The sequence below is a fragment of the Acinetobacter sp. NIOH-H-8 genome, assembly GCF_046635365.1.
Taxonomy (GTDB): domain Bacteria; phylum Pseudomonadota; class Gammaproteobacteria; order Pseudomonadales; family Moraxellaceae; genus Acinetobacter.
The window spans coordinates 69,190-84,299 of the sequence record NZ_JBHDVN010000007.1 but is presented as its reverse complement, the minus strand read 5'-3'; the positions used below and the strand labels follow the sequence as shown (position 1 = coordinate 84,299).

At 45.5% G+C, this 15,110-nt stretch carries 11 protein-coding genes and 1 pseudogene; 1 reads left to right on the top strand and 11 read right to left on the bottom strand.

Annotated features, from left to right (window positions below):
* Positions 1 to 14: 14 nt before the first annotated feature.
* From ACEWB7_RS05130 to ACEWB7_RS05080, 11 genes and pseudogenes are all read right to left on the bottom strand, one after another.
* Complete coding sequence (locus ACEWB7_RS05130) at positions 15 to 419, bottom strand: Na+/H+ antiporter subunit G (protein ID WP_175966277.1); 405 nt, start codon at positions 417 to 419, stop codon at positions 15 to 17.
* A 10-nt stretch (positions 420 to 429) separates the two neighbouring features.
* On the bottom strand, positions 430 to 705 hold the full coding sequence (locus ACEWB7_RS05125; protein WP_004787192.1) for a monovalent cation/H+ antiporter subunit F: 276 nt from the start codon (positions 703 to 705) through the stop codon (positions 430 to 432).
* Positions 702 to 1,220: a Na+/H+ antiporter subunit E gene (locus ACEWB7_RS05120; protein WP_180025455.1), complete on the bottom strand. Its 519-nt coding sequence runs from the start codon at positions 1,218 to 1,220 to the stop codon at positions 702 to 704. The genes ACEWB7_RS05125 and ACEWB7_RS05120 overlap by 4 nt, the downstream gene beginning before the upstream one ends.
* Positions 1,220 to 3,028, bottom strand: a complete 1,809-nt coding sequence (locus ACEWB7_RS05115) for a monovalent cation/H+ antiporter subunit D (protein WP_180013387.1) — start codon at positions 3,026 to 3,028, stop codon at positions 1,220 to 1,222. Before ACEWB7_RS05115 ends, ACEWB7_RS05120 begins: the two co-directional genes overlap by 1 nt.
* Positions 3,028 to 3,393, bottom strand: coding sequence for a Na+/H+ antiporter subunit C (locus tag ACEWB7_RS05110; protein WP_004787185.1), 366 nt, complete (start codon positions 3,391 to 3,393; stop codon positions 3,028 to 3,030). The genes ACEWB7_RS05115 and ACEWB7_RS05110 overlap by 1 nt, the downstream gene beginning before the upstream one ends.
* A 4-nt stretch (positions 3,394 to 3,397) precedes the next feature.
* Complete coding sequence (locus tag ACEWB7_RS05105) at positions 3,398 to 6,235, bottom strand: monovalent cation/H+ antiporter subunit A (protein ID WP_262737958.1); 2,838 nt, start codon at positions 6,233 to 6,235, stop codon at positions 3,398 to 3,400.
* A 437-nt stretch (positions 6,236 to 6,672) separates the two neighbouring features.
* Entirely contained in the window at positions 6,673 to 8,067 is a 1,395-nt protein-coding gene (locus ACEWB7_RS05100) for an AAA family ATPase (protein WP_262737957.1), read from the bottom strand.
* Between the two features lie 39 nt (positions 8,068 to 8,106).
* Entirely contained in the window at positions 8,107 to 9,609 is a 1,503-nt protein-coding gene (locus tag ACEWB7_RS05095) for an AAA family ATPase (RefSeq protein ID WP_262737956.1), read from the bottom strand.
* 19 nt (positions 9,610 to 9,628) lie between these two features.
* Positions 9,629 to 10,411, bottom strand: a complete 783-nt coding sequence (hisIE, locus tag ACEWB7_RS05090) for a bifunctional phosphoribosyl-AMP cyclohydrolase/phosphoribosyl-ATP diphosphatase HisIE (protein ID WP_262737955.1) — start codon at positions 10,409 to 10,411, stop codon at positions 9,629 to 9,631.
* Positions 10,412 to 10,626: 215 nt separating this feature from the next.
* Positions 10,627 to 11,514 carry an SDR family NAD(P)-dependent oxidoreductase gene (locus ACEWB7_RS05085; protein ID WP_166136366.1) on the bottom strand — a complete coding sequence of 296 codons (888 nt, stop codon included), beginning with the start codon at positions 11,512 to 11,514 and terminating at the stop codon, positions 10,627 to 10,629.
* 296 nt (positions 11,515 to 11,810) lie between these two features.
* A pseudogene (locus ACEWB7_RS05080) lies at positions 11,811 to 13,088 on the bottom strand (O-acetylhomoserine aminocarboxypropyltransferase/cysteine synthase family protein).
* Between the two features lie 318 nt (positions 13,089 to 13,406).
* Between ACEWB7_RS05080 and ettA the strand changes: the two are divergent.
* Positions 13,407 to 15,068, top strand: a complete 1,662-nt coding sequence (gene ettA / locus ACEWB7_RS05075) for an energy-dependent translational throttle protein EttA (protein ID WP_005233568.1) — start codon at positions 13,407 to 13,409, stop codon at positions 15,066 to 15,068.
* The last annotated feature ends 42 nt before the right edge of the window (positions 15,069 to 15,110 follow it).

The following is a 15,110-nucleotide window of genomic DNA, read 5'->3' as shown; positions in this document are numbered from 1 at the left end:
TTAAGTAGAACTGGCTAACTATTACTTGAGTCTTGATCATTCATTTTCTTTTCATAAAATGCACGACGGCGGGTTTTCTGCCAAGGCAATGGACGTTCCAGAGTTTCTGGCACTTCACCACTCATCGAGCGTAAACGTAAATGCAAGGCGGCTTGTGCCATCAGGTTGGCAGATACCGGTGCAGTAATGAAGGCAAATAGGGTAATCAGTACTTCGGCAAAACCTAAACGGCCATAGATGGCTGAAAAAATAATAGAAGCGATCAGGAAGCTTCCTAAGCCTAAGGTACTGGATTTGGTCGGTGCATGCAGACGCATAAACAGATCGGGTAGACGTATCATCCCAATACCGCCCACCAGCATAAAGAACGCGCCAATCAATAAAAAAATCGAAACTAGTATTTCTAAAATCAAAGGCATTTAAGAACTCCTAGTCGATGACATGGCCAGTGGTGAAATAGCGGGCAAGGGCAGCGGTAGAGACAAAACCTAACATGGCCACTAGTAAGGCACCTTCAAACATGAAAGTACTGCTCCAGTAGATTCCCAGAATCACCACCAGACAGGTTGCATTTAAAAATAGAGTGTCCAGTGCCAGCAAACGGTCGACGATTGATGGGCCCATGACCAGCCGGATCAGACACAGCAACATGGAGATCGTGACAGCACCCAGACAAATCAGCAATGCATATGGCAGAATGGTCATGCTTCAGCTCCTGATTGTGCGCTAAAAATTTTAATCAATGGTTGTTCATAGCGCTGTTTGATGGTTTCAATTTCGGCCTCTTCATCATCCGTGCTTAAGGCATGCACCAGAATATCGCCACGATCCTGATCAATCCCCGCAGAGACTGTACCTGGTGTGGTGGTAATAATCATTGCCAGCAAAGTATTCACTTCTTCATGCTCGGTATCCAGAGGAACACGAAACCATTTTGGATGCAGATTTTTGGTCGGTCCCAGTACTAAAATCGCGACTTTAATATTAGCGACAATGATGTCCCAAACAACGATCCAAAACAGGCGCATCGCCGGGATCCACCGGATATTCGGCGTGTAATCAATGAAAGGGGCGACCATTCGCGGAATCAAGATGGCCAGAAATAGTGCCATGAGCACTGTGCCGGCTTCCATATTATGGGCCAGCATGACCCAGCTCATCGCCACAATCACGGAAACGAAAGGATGAGGGAACCAGCGTTGAAGTAATGATTTAGCCATTAAAGTCCCTCCGCCGGTTTAAGTTGATTGTCGTCGTATTTGTTCTGTTCAATATACTGTTTATCAATCTGACGCTGTTTAAATTCAGAAATATGGTCGCCATTTAAGGTATTTTCTGAAATGACATAAGGAATCAGATGCGCATTTGGATCAGGCGTTTCACCACCGTATTTGGTTTCTGGTAAATAACCCGGATCAAATGGCTGCACACTAATAAACTTACCTTCAGCATCACGTTTTAATAATGCTGCTTCATAAATCGGATTGGTTTTAATCTGTGCTGCGGTCTGATAATTATATTGATAGATCGGTGCAGCAAAAACCACGTAGGCTGTCAGACTGAGCAATAACAGATAAATAACCCTGTCATTTCGTGCTGGTGCCTTGCTTGGTAAGGCTTCATACTTGCTAAATTCTTCAGAATTTTCATCCTGTTCCGGTCGGCTTGAACGCCAGAACAGAATAAAACCGACCCGGGTAAAAGCCAGAATACTCAGTAAGCTGACCAGTAGAACCGTAAAGATAATCAGCATTTGATGCTCAGACTGTCCTGAAGCTTGCAGAATAAACACCTTGCCGAAGAAGCCGCTGAAAGGTGGTAAGCCGGCCATCATCAAGGCAATGATGAAATATACGATGGAAACCAAAGTATTCTGTTTCATCTGTGGGGCAATTTTAAAATGGTCTTTAAACTCACCGCGCTGTGAGGTAATCCAGCCACATAGGATATAAAACGCTGCGCCAATCAGGGTACTGTGCACCATATAGTACAAGGCACCTGCCCAAGCCTGGGTGCTATTCATGGCAATCGCAATCAGAATGGTGCCGACCGAAGACAGAATCATAAAGCCGACGAAACGGCGTAAACGTTCAGTCCCAATGGCACCAAATGCGCCATACAGTGAGGTAATCACCCCAATTATCAGCAGACAGTTCATCAGGATCTGATGACTGTATTCATCATCAAATACAGTACCATTGACCCGGATAATCGCGTAGATCCCGACTTTGGTCATGATGGTAAACAGGGCAGCCACCGGAGTAGTTGCCACAGCATACGTTTTAGGAAGCCACAGGCCTACCGGTAACATGGCTGCCTTGATCCCGAACACCACAAATAGCATCAGTCCGCCCGCAACGGCCAGCTTATGCTCATCTCCTGCCAAAGTTGGCATTAGGCGGGCAACATCAGCCATATTCAGACTGCCGACACTGCCATAAATCATGCCGAGCCCGATCAGGAACATGGCAGAAGCGAGCAGGTTAATAGCCACATAATGTACACCGAGCTGGAAGCGTGCCTTGCCTTGCCCATGCAAAAGTAGAACATAGGATGCCATTAACAGGATCTCGAAGAACACGAACAGGTTAAACAAGTCACCGGTCAGAAAGGCACCACTAAGCCCCATTAATAGAAAATGGACCATGGCGTGGAAATAGCGCCCGCGAATATCCCATTCTTTGCTGGCATACCAAACGATTGGCAAAGCGAGTGTATAGGTCAGTACCAGCATCAAGGCAGAGAGCTGGTCCAGGACCAGCACAATACCAAAAGGGGCAGCCCATTCACTTAAAGTGTAGACATTAATTTGCCCTTGGCTGCTATTGATCAGGTAGCCAATCGCCATAATCAGACCCAATAGGGTCGAAATATGACTCACACCACGACGCCACGGCTGACGCCAGTCGGTAATCAGAGAACCGGAACCCGGGTTACCCAACAGTACTAGAATAAAGGCAGTAAAAGCCGGTAAAAGAATACTGAAAATAGGGGTGTGTTGATTCAAGAAGTTGAGAAGATCAGTCATTACGGCTCATCCTCACGTGGGTCATGTTGCGGTATCTCTTCTTTGGAATCAACGTGATCTGTTCCTGATTCATAACGGCTACGTAAGGCCAGCTGTACAATAAAGGCGGTGGTGGCAAAACCGATTACAATTGCGGTTAAAACCAAGGCCTGAGGTAAAGGATCGGTGACCTGCGTGGCTTCGGTGAGTACTGCAGGTGAATTCATCTGAATACGGCCCATGGCAAATAAAAACAGGTTCACTGCATAACCAATCATGGCCAGTCCGAGGACCACCGGAAAGGTACGTGCCCGCAGAATCAGATAGATCCCGGTGGCAGTGAGTAGGCCAATTGCTGAGGCTAATAAAAGTTCTAAACTAATCATTCTATTATCCTCTTGGTACTGGGCCAGTCATACTTGAGTGACGGGAGTCACCCAGAACGGAAATCATCAGCATGGTCGCACCGACTACGGTGACATAGACACCGACATCAAATAGTGCAGCCGAAGCTAAATGCATATCGCCAAGTAATGGCGGATGGACATGAATATGGGCACTGGTCAGGAATGGACGTGACCAGAACCAGGCTGCGATACCGGTTAGGCCTGCAATAGTCAGGCCGACACCAATCCAGATTTCATAGAGACGTCCAGATTTAGCTCCCAGCATTTTTTCTGCATGATCCTGACCAATGGCAACGTATTGAATGATCAAGGCCAATGAGGTGACCAGACCGGCAATAAAACCGCCACCCGGAAGATTATGGCCGCGCATAAAGATATACAGACTCACCACCAGTGCTACCGGTAAAATCCATGATGCAGTAATTCGTAGCATCAAAGGGGAGGGGTTAAAACGGTAAGTCAGGCCTTGGGTAATAGTGGTGCCATGAGCACGCATACCGTCCATTAGACTCAGTACACCGATTGCGGCAATCCCGAGTACGGTAATCTCGCCGAAGGTATCGAAACCACGGAAATCGACCAGAATTACGTTGACGACGTTTGTACCGCCACCAAGCGGAATCGATTGTTGGATGAAGAACCAGGAAATTGAATTATGGTCACGTGTCATAACTAGCCAGGCAACCGTTGCAATTCCTAGACCCCCGCAGACCGCAATCACTGCATCTCGCCAGCGTCGGGTCGGGCTGGATTCATAAGGCGTTAATTGTGGCAGGAGTGACAGGCTCATCAGTAGCAGAACAGTTGTTACTACATCGACTGTAATCTGGGTCAAAGCCAGATCGGGTGCTGAAAAACCAATGAAAACCATGGTGACGACCAGACCGACCGCACCGCTGATCAGGATGGCTTTAATCCGTTCATGATGGAACCACAGCATCATCCAGCAGGCTGAGAACAGCAGTAACCATAGAACGATGGCCAGAACTGGTGCATGGGTCAGTTCGCGGCTACCGGTGTCGATCCCATTGACGACGAGTGGATAGCCCACCAGACCAATGGTAAACAGCACCGTCCACAAAATATAACTTTGCAGTTTGCCATTTTCAGTCGCACGGCGGAAACGTCTTGAATTCAGTAACAGATTTTTCAGGAACAGATCAAACAGTACACGACCTTGCAGTTTGCCCAGTTTCGGATCCAGATCAATTTCCCGAATTGCGCCGCCTTTGGCCAGTGCAAAATAGAAAATTGCACCGCCGAATATCGCAATAATACTCATCACCAAAGGCAGATTAATACCGTGCCAGAGGGCGAGGTGAGCTCCTTCAAAGGCGAAATTCTGGGTTGACGCTTGTGTGGTGCTATTTACAATCTTTTCGACCAGCAATCCTGGTAGCAGACCAACTGCGATACACAGGAAAGCCAGTAAAATAGCCGGTGCACGCATACCGAATGGCGGCTCATGCGCATCTTTATTTGGGACTTGCTGGCCTAACGGACCATCAAAAAATACGCCATGTACCAGACGAATCGAATAGGCGACAGCGAAAATTCCGGCCAGTGTTCCTGCAATGGCTGCACCCACCATGACTGGGCCACTTAAGTTTGCGACCAGTTCGGTAAAGAACATCTCTTTGGACAAGAAACCATTAGTTAATGGAATACCAGCCATGGAGGCGGCGGTGATCATGGTCAGCGTTGCGGTAAAAGGCAGCATTTGCCAAAGACCAGACAATTTTCGCAGATCCCGGGTACCGGATTCATGGTCAATAATCCCGGCAATCATGAACAAGGCAGCTTTAAAGGTTGCATGGTTAATGATATGGAAAATTGCTGCTGCGACGGCTAGTGGTGAGCCAATACCCAGCAGACACATGATCAGGCCTAAATGGCTAATAGTTGAATAGGCCAACAGACCTTTCAGATCTTCTTTAAAGATGGCAAAGAACGCTGCCACACACAGGGTAAATAACCCGATAAAAGTAACAATATTATGGAACAGTGCCGCGCCTGCAAAAATCGGCAATAAACGTGCAACTAAAAACAGGCCTGCTTTAACCATAGTTGCAGAGTGCAGATAGGCAGACACCGGCGTCGGTGCAGCCATCGCATTTGGTAACCAGAAGTGAAACGGGAACTGCGCACTTTTGGTAAAAGCACCGAGTAAAATTAATAATAATGTCGGTACAAATAGAGCATGCGCCTGAATCTGTTCGCCCATCATCAGGATCTGGTCAATCTGATAGGTACCCGTAATCTGTCCGAGTAGAATAAAACCACCCAGCATAGATAAGCCGCCCATGCCGGTAATGGTTAGAGCCATGCGTGAGCCGCGTTGGGCCGCTTCGTAATTGCTCCAGTAACCCACCAGCAGGAAGGAAGAAATACTAGTGAGTTCCCAAAAGATCAGGAGAATCAGAAGATTATTAGACAATGAAATGCCGAGCATCGCTGCCATAAACAGCATCAGCAGGAAATACAGTTTACTCAGGGAGTTTTTAGGGCTGAGATAGTAATAGGCATAGATATAAATCAGGGTACCAATCCCACTAATCAGCAGAGCAAACAGCATGCCCAAAGCATCCAGCCGGAAACTGAAATCGATTCCAAGCTGGGGTAGCCAGGACCAGGTCTGGGTAATTACCGTTCCATTAAATACAGCAGGCGCCTGACTCAACAGTAATAAGAAACTGCTGAGGCTGACGGCAATTGCTCCTAAAGCCGTTACCCCGCGTGAAAATTGCTTCAGCCACGAGACAAGGGTTGTGCCTAATACTAACGGTAACAATATAATAATTGGCAGCACACTCGTATCCATTGTCGTGATATAGGTTAAGGTCAACCTAGGGTGAATCTTTATCTTTCAAGGATTACAGGACCGCAAAGAGCGACCCAAAACTTCTCGATCTTGAAAGCCAGAATGATATTCAAACAGAATAAAACAGTTGTATTGCGCAACTTATAAACGATAGCAAATTCCGATTTTACAACGAAAATTGCAAGTAAAACCGATCATATTACAGGATAACCACAACATCAATGTTTTTATGTAGAACTTGTAGATTATACGTAAGCTTGGTTTTGATATGGGGTGCATGCTTGAACATCTCGTACAAATTTGACCGAAAATAAAGATCAAACTCCCTGCATTTATTGATAAAAATTTATAACTTCTTGATCAGAAATGCAGAAAATCAAAACCTATTCTTGCATCCTGATTTTAGTTTTTAAATTGCATTATTGTTTCAGCGCTATTTAAGAAGATTGAGGCAGGCTTTGTGAATTATCCTGACTCAACAGTTGTAAAAGTTCTTGCTGCTGTTCTGTGCTTAGCTGTTCCTGAATCAGTTGCAAAACAGACTGAGCCGTCAGGTTGACTATTTCTGGTTCCTGAAGTGCATCTTCAACTTTTTCTATCTCTGAATGATTCTGGCTCATCTCAAGCGGCAACTCTGCATAAAAATGATCATACTGAACCTGCATTGGATTTAGATGGATGGGATGCAACTGTTTATTTTCCAGTTTTAGACACTGAAAATGCTGAGCCTGCTCCAGCAATTCCGGCCGGTTTCCAGTCACAATAATCTGCAAGTTAGGAAACGCCTGATGCAGACGCGGTAAAATGACGGCGACCATGTCCTGATCCAGTTGATGATCAATTTCATCAATCAGTAAAATGCCAGTACCTTCCTGACAGGGAAATAAGCTGTGCGGATTAAGCAGACAAAGGCGCCGTACAACATCTCCCACCAGTGCAATCCAGTTCCGGATACTGCTCGACAACTGCTGAAAGCTAAAGGTGTGATCCTGATAACGCACCATCAATTGCAGCTTGGGCTGGTAGTCCAGATAAATCTGGCTAAGTTCTGGTAGTACAATGGATAAAGCTTCACGCAAGGCAGTCAGGCTCGGTGTATGCATATGTGCTTTAGCTTTTTCAATTTGCTGGACCAGCTGATCTGCTTGTATATCATCCGATTGCTGTAGCGCCTGATCTAGAATCTGGTCAATGATCTTGGCACTTTGTGCATTTTCGATATCACTGATTTCACGAAACCATTCAAAGAAACGTGCAAAAGTCGTAAAAGGGATAGCAGTAATTTCATAGGCATGCGCAGTCTGAAAAATGGCCTGATTATTTTTGCTGAGTATATTGATTTCATTGACGAAGCGTTCAGCCGGATAATAGGCGACCATAGGCAGACCGAGCAAAGGGTCATGTTGTCTTGCCTTTTGATAGAGATTCACCATGGCATCGAGTTGCTGGGTTTCCGCTTTGGCAAAGCCAATGCCCTGACTATTTAAGGTTTTATATAACTGCCAGGAACAGGATTGGGTAGGGGCTGCTTCTCCCTGTGCTGATTCAGGCAATGATCCCAAATCATCAGGAAAACGCACCTGGATATCAATTTTGGATTGCAGGCGGTTTTGCAGGATATCCTGATCCAACATGCTTAAACCTGCGGTACGCAAGTCACGAAAACGTGCAGAAAACCAGGTCAAAGCCTGATAACTTAAGCGCAGCAAGGTGGTTTTACCCGAACCCTGATCACCCAGAATTAAAGTCACAGGTGATTTTTGCAGATCAAAATCGAGCTGGATATTGGAAAAGTGCAGAGCATGTTTGAGTTGTATTTTTTCGATGTGCATGGATCACCTGTAGCGTGATTTTTACATCTATGTTTTACCTTAGCCGACGGCTTGGCGCAGTGACTGTGGCATCCTGATTTTCAGTTGTTGAATGAGGTCATAAATGTGATGAATATTTAAGCTTACTTTAGCACGAGTACAGGCCACGTACAGCAGACGTAACTCTTCGTCACTAATTTTATGGTCTTTCTCATTCAGCTTGAACTGGTAGTCATCTTCAATATGCACACGATCCCATTCCAGACCTTTGGCCTTATGCGCGGTAGAGATAATGTAGTCTGCTTGCCCGATTGGGGTGATTTTGGCGAGGGCAGTTTTCAGGGGATCAGTGCCATGTTCATCGACCAGTTTGACTAAAGGTTTGATATCACTACCTTCATTGGTCTCGCAGTACTCATGCACATCATGCCAGGAATTAAACCAGGCCAGTTCAGGTACATCAACCACACGTTTGCCCTGTTTCAGCATCGCAGCGGCATCAACAAAACGGTTCAGTTTGACATGATCCGCTTGCAGGCTGACTTTATCGCCACGTACTAAGCCGGCGAGTAACAGTTCCATAGCACGCGCATTGGTCCGGCATAGAATCGCATCGCGCAATTTGGTATGTGGTTTATTGACCACTTTAGAACGTAAATGCGGATTACCGAGTAGGGGCACGGTTTCATTTAGTGCTCCCAAAATCGCATTGGCATTCAGCGCAATTTCAGGCCCGAAACGGAAGGAAGTGGTCAGACGAGATTCAGGTAATGGCAGCTGCTGCATGGCATTCACTGCACCACGCCAGGCATAAATCTGCTGGTGCGCATCGCCGACATAGATGACCTGAGTGCTACGCTGTTTCAGCAAAATTCCCAGCATCAGTGGGTCGGCATCCTGTGCTTCATCAAACAGCACATAGTCGGCAGGAATATTGGGCTCAGACAATGCCCAAAGTTTCAGGTAAATATCATGCCCAATCCCGGCCTGATGATTGGGATCAATTGACTCTAACCAACGCCGTTCTACAGCGGGATAAAGTTTCTTTTGTAGTGCTTCAATATCATCTGGGTGTAGCCAGCTCGGTGCCTGAATATGTCGGGGGGCGGGATATTGCGAACTGGTCGAGCAGAAATAGCCGACTGCGTTCGCAACCAGACTGGCCAGACGCGAAGGCATCAGTACATATTTTTCATAACGTCCGCCCATCATCCGGCGCAAGGTCATGGGCTCAAGACGATATTCCTTGGCAATAAAGCTTGGACTTAAACGCGGTAGGCGTAGCTTATCCGTGACTCCACGTGGAACACTGCGAAAGGCCAGGGAGTGAAACGTTCGGCAGTCCACACCCCGATGAAACTTGTTCTGTGCTTCAGAAGCAATCGATTTATTAAATGCCAGATACATACCGCGCCGTTCCGGCATGGCATCACTGATCATTTGCAGGGTCGTGGTTTTACCTGTGCCCGCATAGGCAATGACTTTAAAAGATTTTCCCAGACGTGCGTTATCAATGGCAGTTGCCTGCTCATAGGTCGCTTTGGGTTTTTGCAGATCAGACACAGGTAGATTCATTCACGACTTAATGTTGACGATTTGCTTTTTCAACCAGACCGGATAGACCCTGACGGCGTGCCAGTTCATTCAGGACCAGTTGTGGATCCAGGTCGAAGTAACCGAGCATCACAATGGTATGGAACCACAGATCAGCCACTTCATAGATCAGGTCATTCTTGTTGTCTTCAGAGGCTTCAGTTTTGAAATCTTTAGCCGCGATCACGGTTTCAAGGCTTTCTTCACCGACTTTTTCCAGAATCTTGTTGAGGCCTTTGTGGTACAGCTTGGCCACATAAGAGGATTCCGGATCAGCTTTCTTACGCTCTGCCATCATCTCGCCCAAGTATGACAATACTTCAACCTGTTCAGACTGAGCAGTTGAGGCATTCATAGCAAGGGTATGTGGATTTGTTGATTTTTCACCATAGATTGCTGCTGGATCTTTAATTTGTGCATCCACAATTTCCCAGCCATTCGGTGTCAGTTTACGATAGAAACATGATTCACGGCCGGTATGGCAGGCAATACCACCATGCTGTTCAATCTGTAAAATAATCACGTCCGCATCACAGTCCAGACGGATTTCATGCACAGTCTGGAAATGACCAGATTCTTCACCCTTATGCCATAACTTGTTACGTGAACGGGAGAAATATACCGCCTGATTTTTTTCAGCAGTTAAAGCCAGCGCTTCACGATTCATCCAGGCGACCATCAATACACGACCAGTTTGATGGTGCTGGGCAATGGCAGGGATCAGACCTTGTTCGTTAAATTTTACTTCATCGAGCCATTGCACGTTGTTCATAAGGGTTTCCATTAATTGAATCAGAATATAAAAAGATGGATAGGAAATATCCGTCCATAGTGTACGTGATCTCGTCGCATTTGCGGCAAAAATCTGTACCTGAAAAGACAGGATGTGTCGTTAGGCACATTCAGATTATAAACCTGAGCGGTTGAATCTCTAAAGTGCAGAAATAAAATAGCCGCCCTTAGGCGGCCGAAATATTCTTGAAGAAATTACCAGTGCTCGCCCGGGAAGATCCGTGCATAGGCCTTTTGTACCCAGTTCAGTTTTTGCGGTTGACCCACTGATGCTGAAGAGCTTGGGAACAGGTTATAACCGATCGACATCAGGACATTGTTGATGTCTGGTGCAATCGCATAGGTAATCGAAGCCAGACGTCCCAAATTGGTTGCGACTTTCTTCGGACGTTTCACAATCGCATAAGCAATCAGTTCGGCTGCCTGTTCTGGAGACAGGGTAGGCACATATTTATAAATCTTGGTCGGTGCAATCATTGGCGTACGAACCAAAGGCATATAAATCGAAGTGATCGCAATTTTATGTGAATGGACTTCTGCAGACAGACAGCGACTGAAAGCATCCAGTGCGGCTTTAGATGCGACATAAGCCGAGAAGCGGGTAGCATTCGCCAATACACCAATCGAGCTGATATTGATGATATGACCTGCACGGCGAATCATCATTTGCGGCAGGATATTCATCACCAGACGTACTGCACCAAAATAATTTAGCTGCATGGTACGTTCAAAATCATGAAAACGATCCACTGATTCATGCACCGCACGGCGAATCGAGCGACCCGCATTGTTAATCAGGATATCGATATGGTCGACTGAAGCAATAATCTGTTTGGACACTTCATCAATGGATTCCATATTGTTGAGATCACATGGAAATACTGAAGCTTTACCGCCTTTGGATTCAATTTCTTTTTTTACTTGTTCTAGGGTGTCTTTGGTACGCGCGACCAGTAAAACATGTGCGCCAGCATCTGCCAGCTGATGTGCCGTCGTTAAACCTATACCACTGGATGCGCCTGTAATGAGAACAGTTTTACCTGCGATACGTTTTTCCAATTGTTTCTGTAGTCTAGTTTTCACGTTTGTTATCCCTAATTTGAAGACTGCGTTCAAATTATTTTTATTAAAAAATCAAAGATGGCTCTAACAGAGATAAGAGCGAAGATGAGTACTAATATGATAACTAATTATTTAAGAAAATCTATACATTAAACTATTGAAAATAAAATAAAAAATTAGAGTAATTGCTCTATTTGTGTTCGCCGTTTCAATTGATTTTTATCATAAAAATAAATCACAAAGCAAGTGATTGTATTCAAAAAATAAATAAAAAAACTCCAGCATTTTTGCTGGAGTTTTTTGCTTTCAAATGGCGCTTAAACTGCTGCAAGAGACTGTTCTAGATCCGCAATCAGGTCATCAATATGTTCAATTCCGATCGATAAGCGAACCATATCTTCACTCACACCAGCCGATTTAAGCTCTTCAGGATTGAGCTGGCGGTGGGTGGTGGTTGCAGGATGACAGGCGAGGCTCTTGGCATCCCCAATATTGACCAGACGGGTGAACAATTGCAGGGCATCGATAAAACGGGCACCGCCTTCACGACCACCTTCTACACCAAAAATCAGAATGGCAGACGGTTTACCTTTCACATATTTTTGTGCCAAAGCATGCTGCGGGTGATCTTTCAGACCGGCATAATTGACTCATTTTACTTTTGGATGTTGTTGCAAATATTCTGCAACCTTCAGCGCATTTTCAGTATGACGTTCCATACGTAGGCTCAAAGTTTCCAAGCCTTGCAGAATTAAAAATACATTTTGCGGGCTGATCGCTGCCCCGGTATTACGCAGAGGTACGACGCGAGCACGCGCGATATACGCCGCTTCACCTAAAGCTTCAACATAATTCACACCATGATAACTCGGATCAGGTGTATTCAGAGCAGGGAAACGTTCAGCATGTTGCCCCCATGGGAACTTGCCACTATCCACGATAATACCGCCGATCGAATTACCATGACCGCCAATGTATTTGGTGAGTGAATGCACCACGATGTCGGCGCCGAAATCAAAAGATTTCTGTAGGACTGGGGTGGCAACCGTATTGTCGACGATGACTGGTACGCCATATTCATGGGCAATCTTGGAAATCGCTTCCAGATCAATGATATTACCTAGTGGATTACCGATCGATTCCACAAAAACCAGTTTGGTTTTGTCATCAATTAGGCCACGTAATGCCTCTGGGTTTTGATAATCAAAGAAGCGAACTTCAATCCCTTGTTTAGGCAGCGTATGCGCAAACAGGTTATAGGTGCCGCCATATAAAGTAGACACTGAAGCAATATTGTCACCCGCTTCAGCAATGGTCTGAATCGCATAGGTAATCGCAGCCATACCCGAAGCCAATGCCAGTGCGCCAATACCTCCTTCCAGAGCAGCAATACGTTGTTCAAGCACCGCTGTGGTAGGGTTCATGATGCGGGTATAAATATTGCCCTGAACTTTTAAATCAAATAGGTCTGCACCGTGCTGAGTATTGTCAAAAGCATATGAAGTGGTTTGATAAATGGGAACCGCAACAGCTTTAGTGGTAAGTTCCGGGCTATAGCCTGCGTGAATCGCTAAAGTTTCTGCTTTATAAGTCATGATCGTTAGTCTTCTTGTGTTTTTAGCTGTAATGAAACTGCTCAAATATTAGCACTTGAAATATGAAGAAAAGTGCATATTTATTCAAATGAATATCTTAATTAACGATATAGCATCAACAAAATAATGCAAGTTTAGGTGTCAGAAATACTGTTTGAAAAATAAACAGGATTAAACTTGTAACAAGGCATTAACTTCACGTGAATGGCTTATGTTTTGAAGACTTTCTGCGTATAATAGCCGATTATTTTTTCGCTCATGATTGAGCAGGGGAAGTTTGTTTCTTCCCCATTTGGTTTTTCAATTGAGGAGTCCTACGTGGCCCAATATATTTATACGATGAACCGAGTGTCCAAGATGGTTCCGCCAAAGCGCGAAATCCTCAAGGATATCTCCTTATCATTTTTCCCAGGCGCAAAAATTGGTGTGCTTGGTCTGAACGGTGCAGGTAAATCTACTTTGCTTCGTATTATGGCGGGCGTAGATAAAGATTTCTCTGGTGAAGCACGTGCGCAACCGGGTATCAAAATCGGTTACCTCGAGCAAGAACCACCACTTGATCCAACCAAAGACGTTCGTGGCAACGTTGAAGACGGCGTACGTGAAGCACTTGATGCATTAGAACGCCTTGATCAGGTATTTGCAGACTATGCAGATCCAGATGCAGACTTCGATGCACTAGCAAAAGAGCAGGAAAAACTGGAAGCAATTATCCAGACTTGGGATGCGCATAACCTGAATAACCAGCTGGAACAGGCTGCAGCAGCATTAAATCTGCCTGCATGGGATGCAGATGTAACCATGCTTTCAGGTGGTGAACGCCGTCGTGTTGCATTGTGCCGTTTGCTGCTGTCTAAACCAGACATGCTGCTTCTCGACGAACCAACCAACCACTTGGATGCAGAATCTGTATCTTGGCTGGAACGCTTCCTGAAAGACTTCCCGGGCACTATCGTGGCGATTACGCACGACCGTTACTTCCTGGATAACGTGGCCGAGTGGATTCTGGAGCTTGACCGTGGACATGGTATTCCTTACCAAGGTAACTATTCTTCTTGGCTGGAACAGAAAAATGCGCGTTTAGAACAAGAGAACAAACAGGAAGAATCTTTTGCTAAAGCATTGAAAAAAGAACTTGAATGGGTTCGTTCAAATGCGAAAGGCCAGCAGAAGAAAAACAAAGCACGTATGGAGCGTTTCGAAGAGCTTAACTCTCGTGAATTCCAGCAACGTAACGAAACATCTGAAATCTATATTCCACCTGGTCCGCGTCTGGGCAACAAGGTGGTTGAAGTTGAAGGGATCAGCAAATCGTTTGGTGACAAACTGCTGTATAAAGACTTGTCTTTCACAGTTCCACCAACAGCGATTGTCGGTATCGTAGGTCCAAACGGTGCAGGTAAAACTACATTGTTCCGTATGATGACGGGCGAACAGCAACCCGATACTGGTACAGTGACTTTGGGTGATTCTGTAAAAGTTGCTTATGTGGGTCAGATTCGTGACACCCTGGATGATAATAAAACCGTTTGGGAAGAAGTGTCTGGCGGTCTGGATATCCTGAAAGTAGGCGATTACGAAATTGCATCTCGTGCTTATATCGGGCGCTTTAACTTTAAAGGCCAAGATCAGCAAAAACGTGTAGGTGAATTGTCAGGTGGTGAGCGTAACCGTTTACAACTTGCGAAAATCCTGCAACAAGGTGCGAACGTAATCCTGCTCGATGAACCATCAAACGACTTGGACGTAGAAACTTTACGTGCGTTAGAAGATGCAATTCTGGTCTTCCCGGGCTGTGTGATGGTGGTATCGCATGACCGCTGGTTCCTGGACCGTATTGCGACTCACATCTTGTCATTTGAAGATGAGACTCCAGAATTCTTCACCGGTAACTATACCGAGTTTGAAGAGTATCGCCGTAAGAAATATGGCGATGATCTGGCAGCGAAGCGTCAGAAATACCGCAAAATTGGTGCTTAATCAAAGCGAATAAAAAATCCAGCCTTCGGGCTGGTTTTTTAT

Coding starts and splice junctions, on each gene's coding strand:
- ACEWB7_RS05130 (WP_175966277.1), bottom strand. CDS start 419: ATGCCTTTGATTTTAGAAATACTAGTTTCGATTTTTTTATTGATTGGC.
- ACEWB7_RS05125 (WP_004787192.1), bottom strand. CDS start 705: ATGACCATTCTGCCATATGCATTGCTGATTTGTCTGGGTGCTGTCACG.
- ACEWB7_RS05120 (WP_180025455.1), bottom strand. CDS start 1,220: ATGGCTAAATCATTACTTCAACGCTGGTTCCCTCATCCTTTCGTTTCC.
- ACEWB7_RS05115 (WP_180013387.1), bottom strand. CDS start 3,028: ATGACTGATCTTCTCAACTTCTTGAATCAACACACCCCTATTTTCAGT.
- ACEWB7_RS05110 (WP_004787185.1), bottom strand. CDS start 3,393: ATGATTAGTTTAGAACTTTTATTAGCCTCAGCAATTGGCCTACTCACT.
- ACEWB7_RS05105 (WP_262737958.1), bottom strand. CDS start 6,235: ATGGATACGAGTGTGCTGCCAATTATTATATTGTTACCGTTAGTATTA.
- ACEWB7_RS05100 (WP_262737957.1), bottom strand. CDS start 8,067: ATGCACATCGAAAAAATACAACTCAAACATGCTCTGCACTTTTCCAAT.
- hisIE (WP_262737955.1), bottom strand. CDS start 10,411: ATGAACAACGTGCAATGGCTCGATGAAGTAAAATTTAACGAACAAGGT.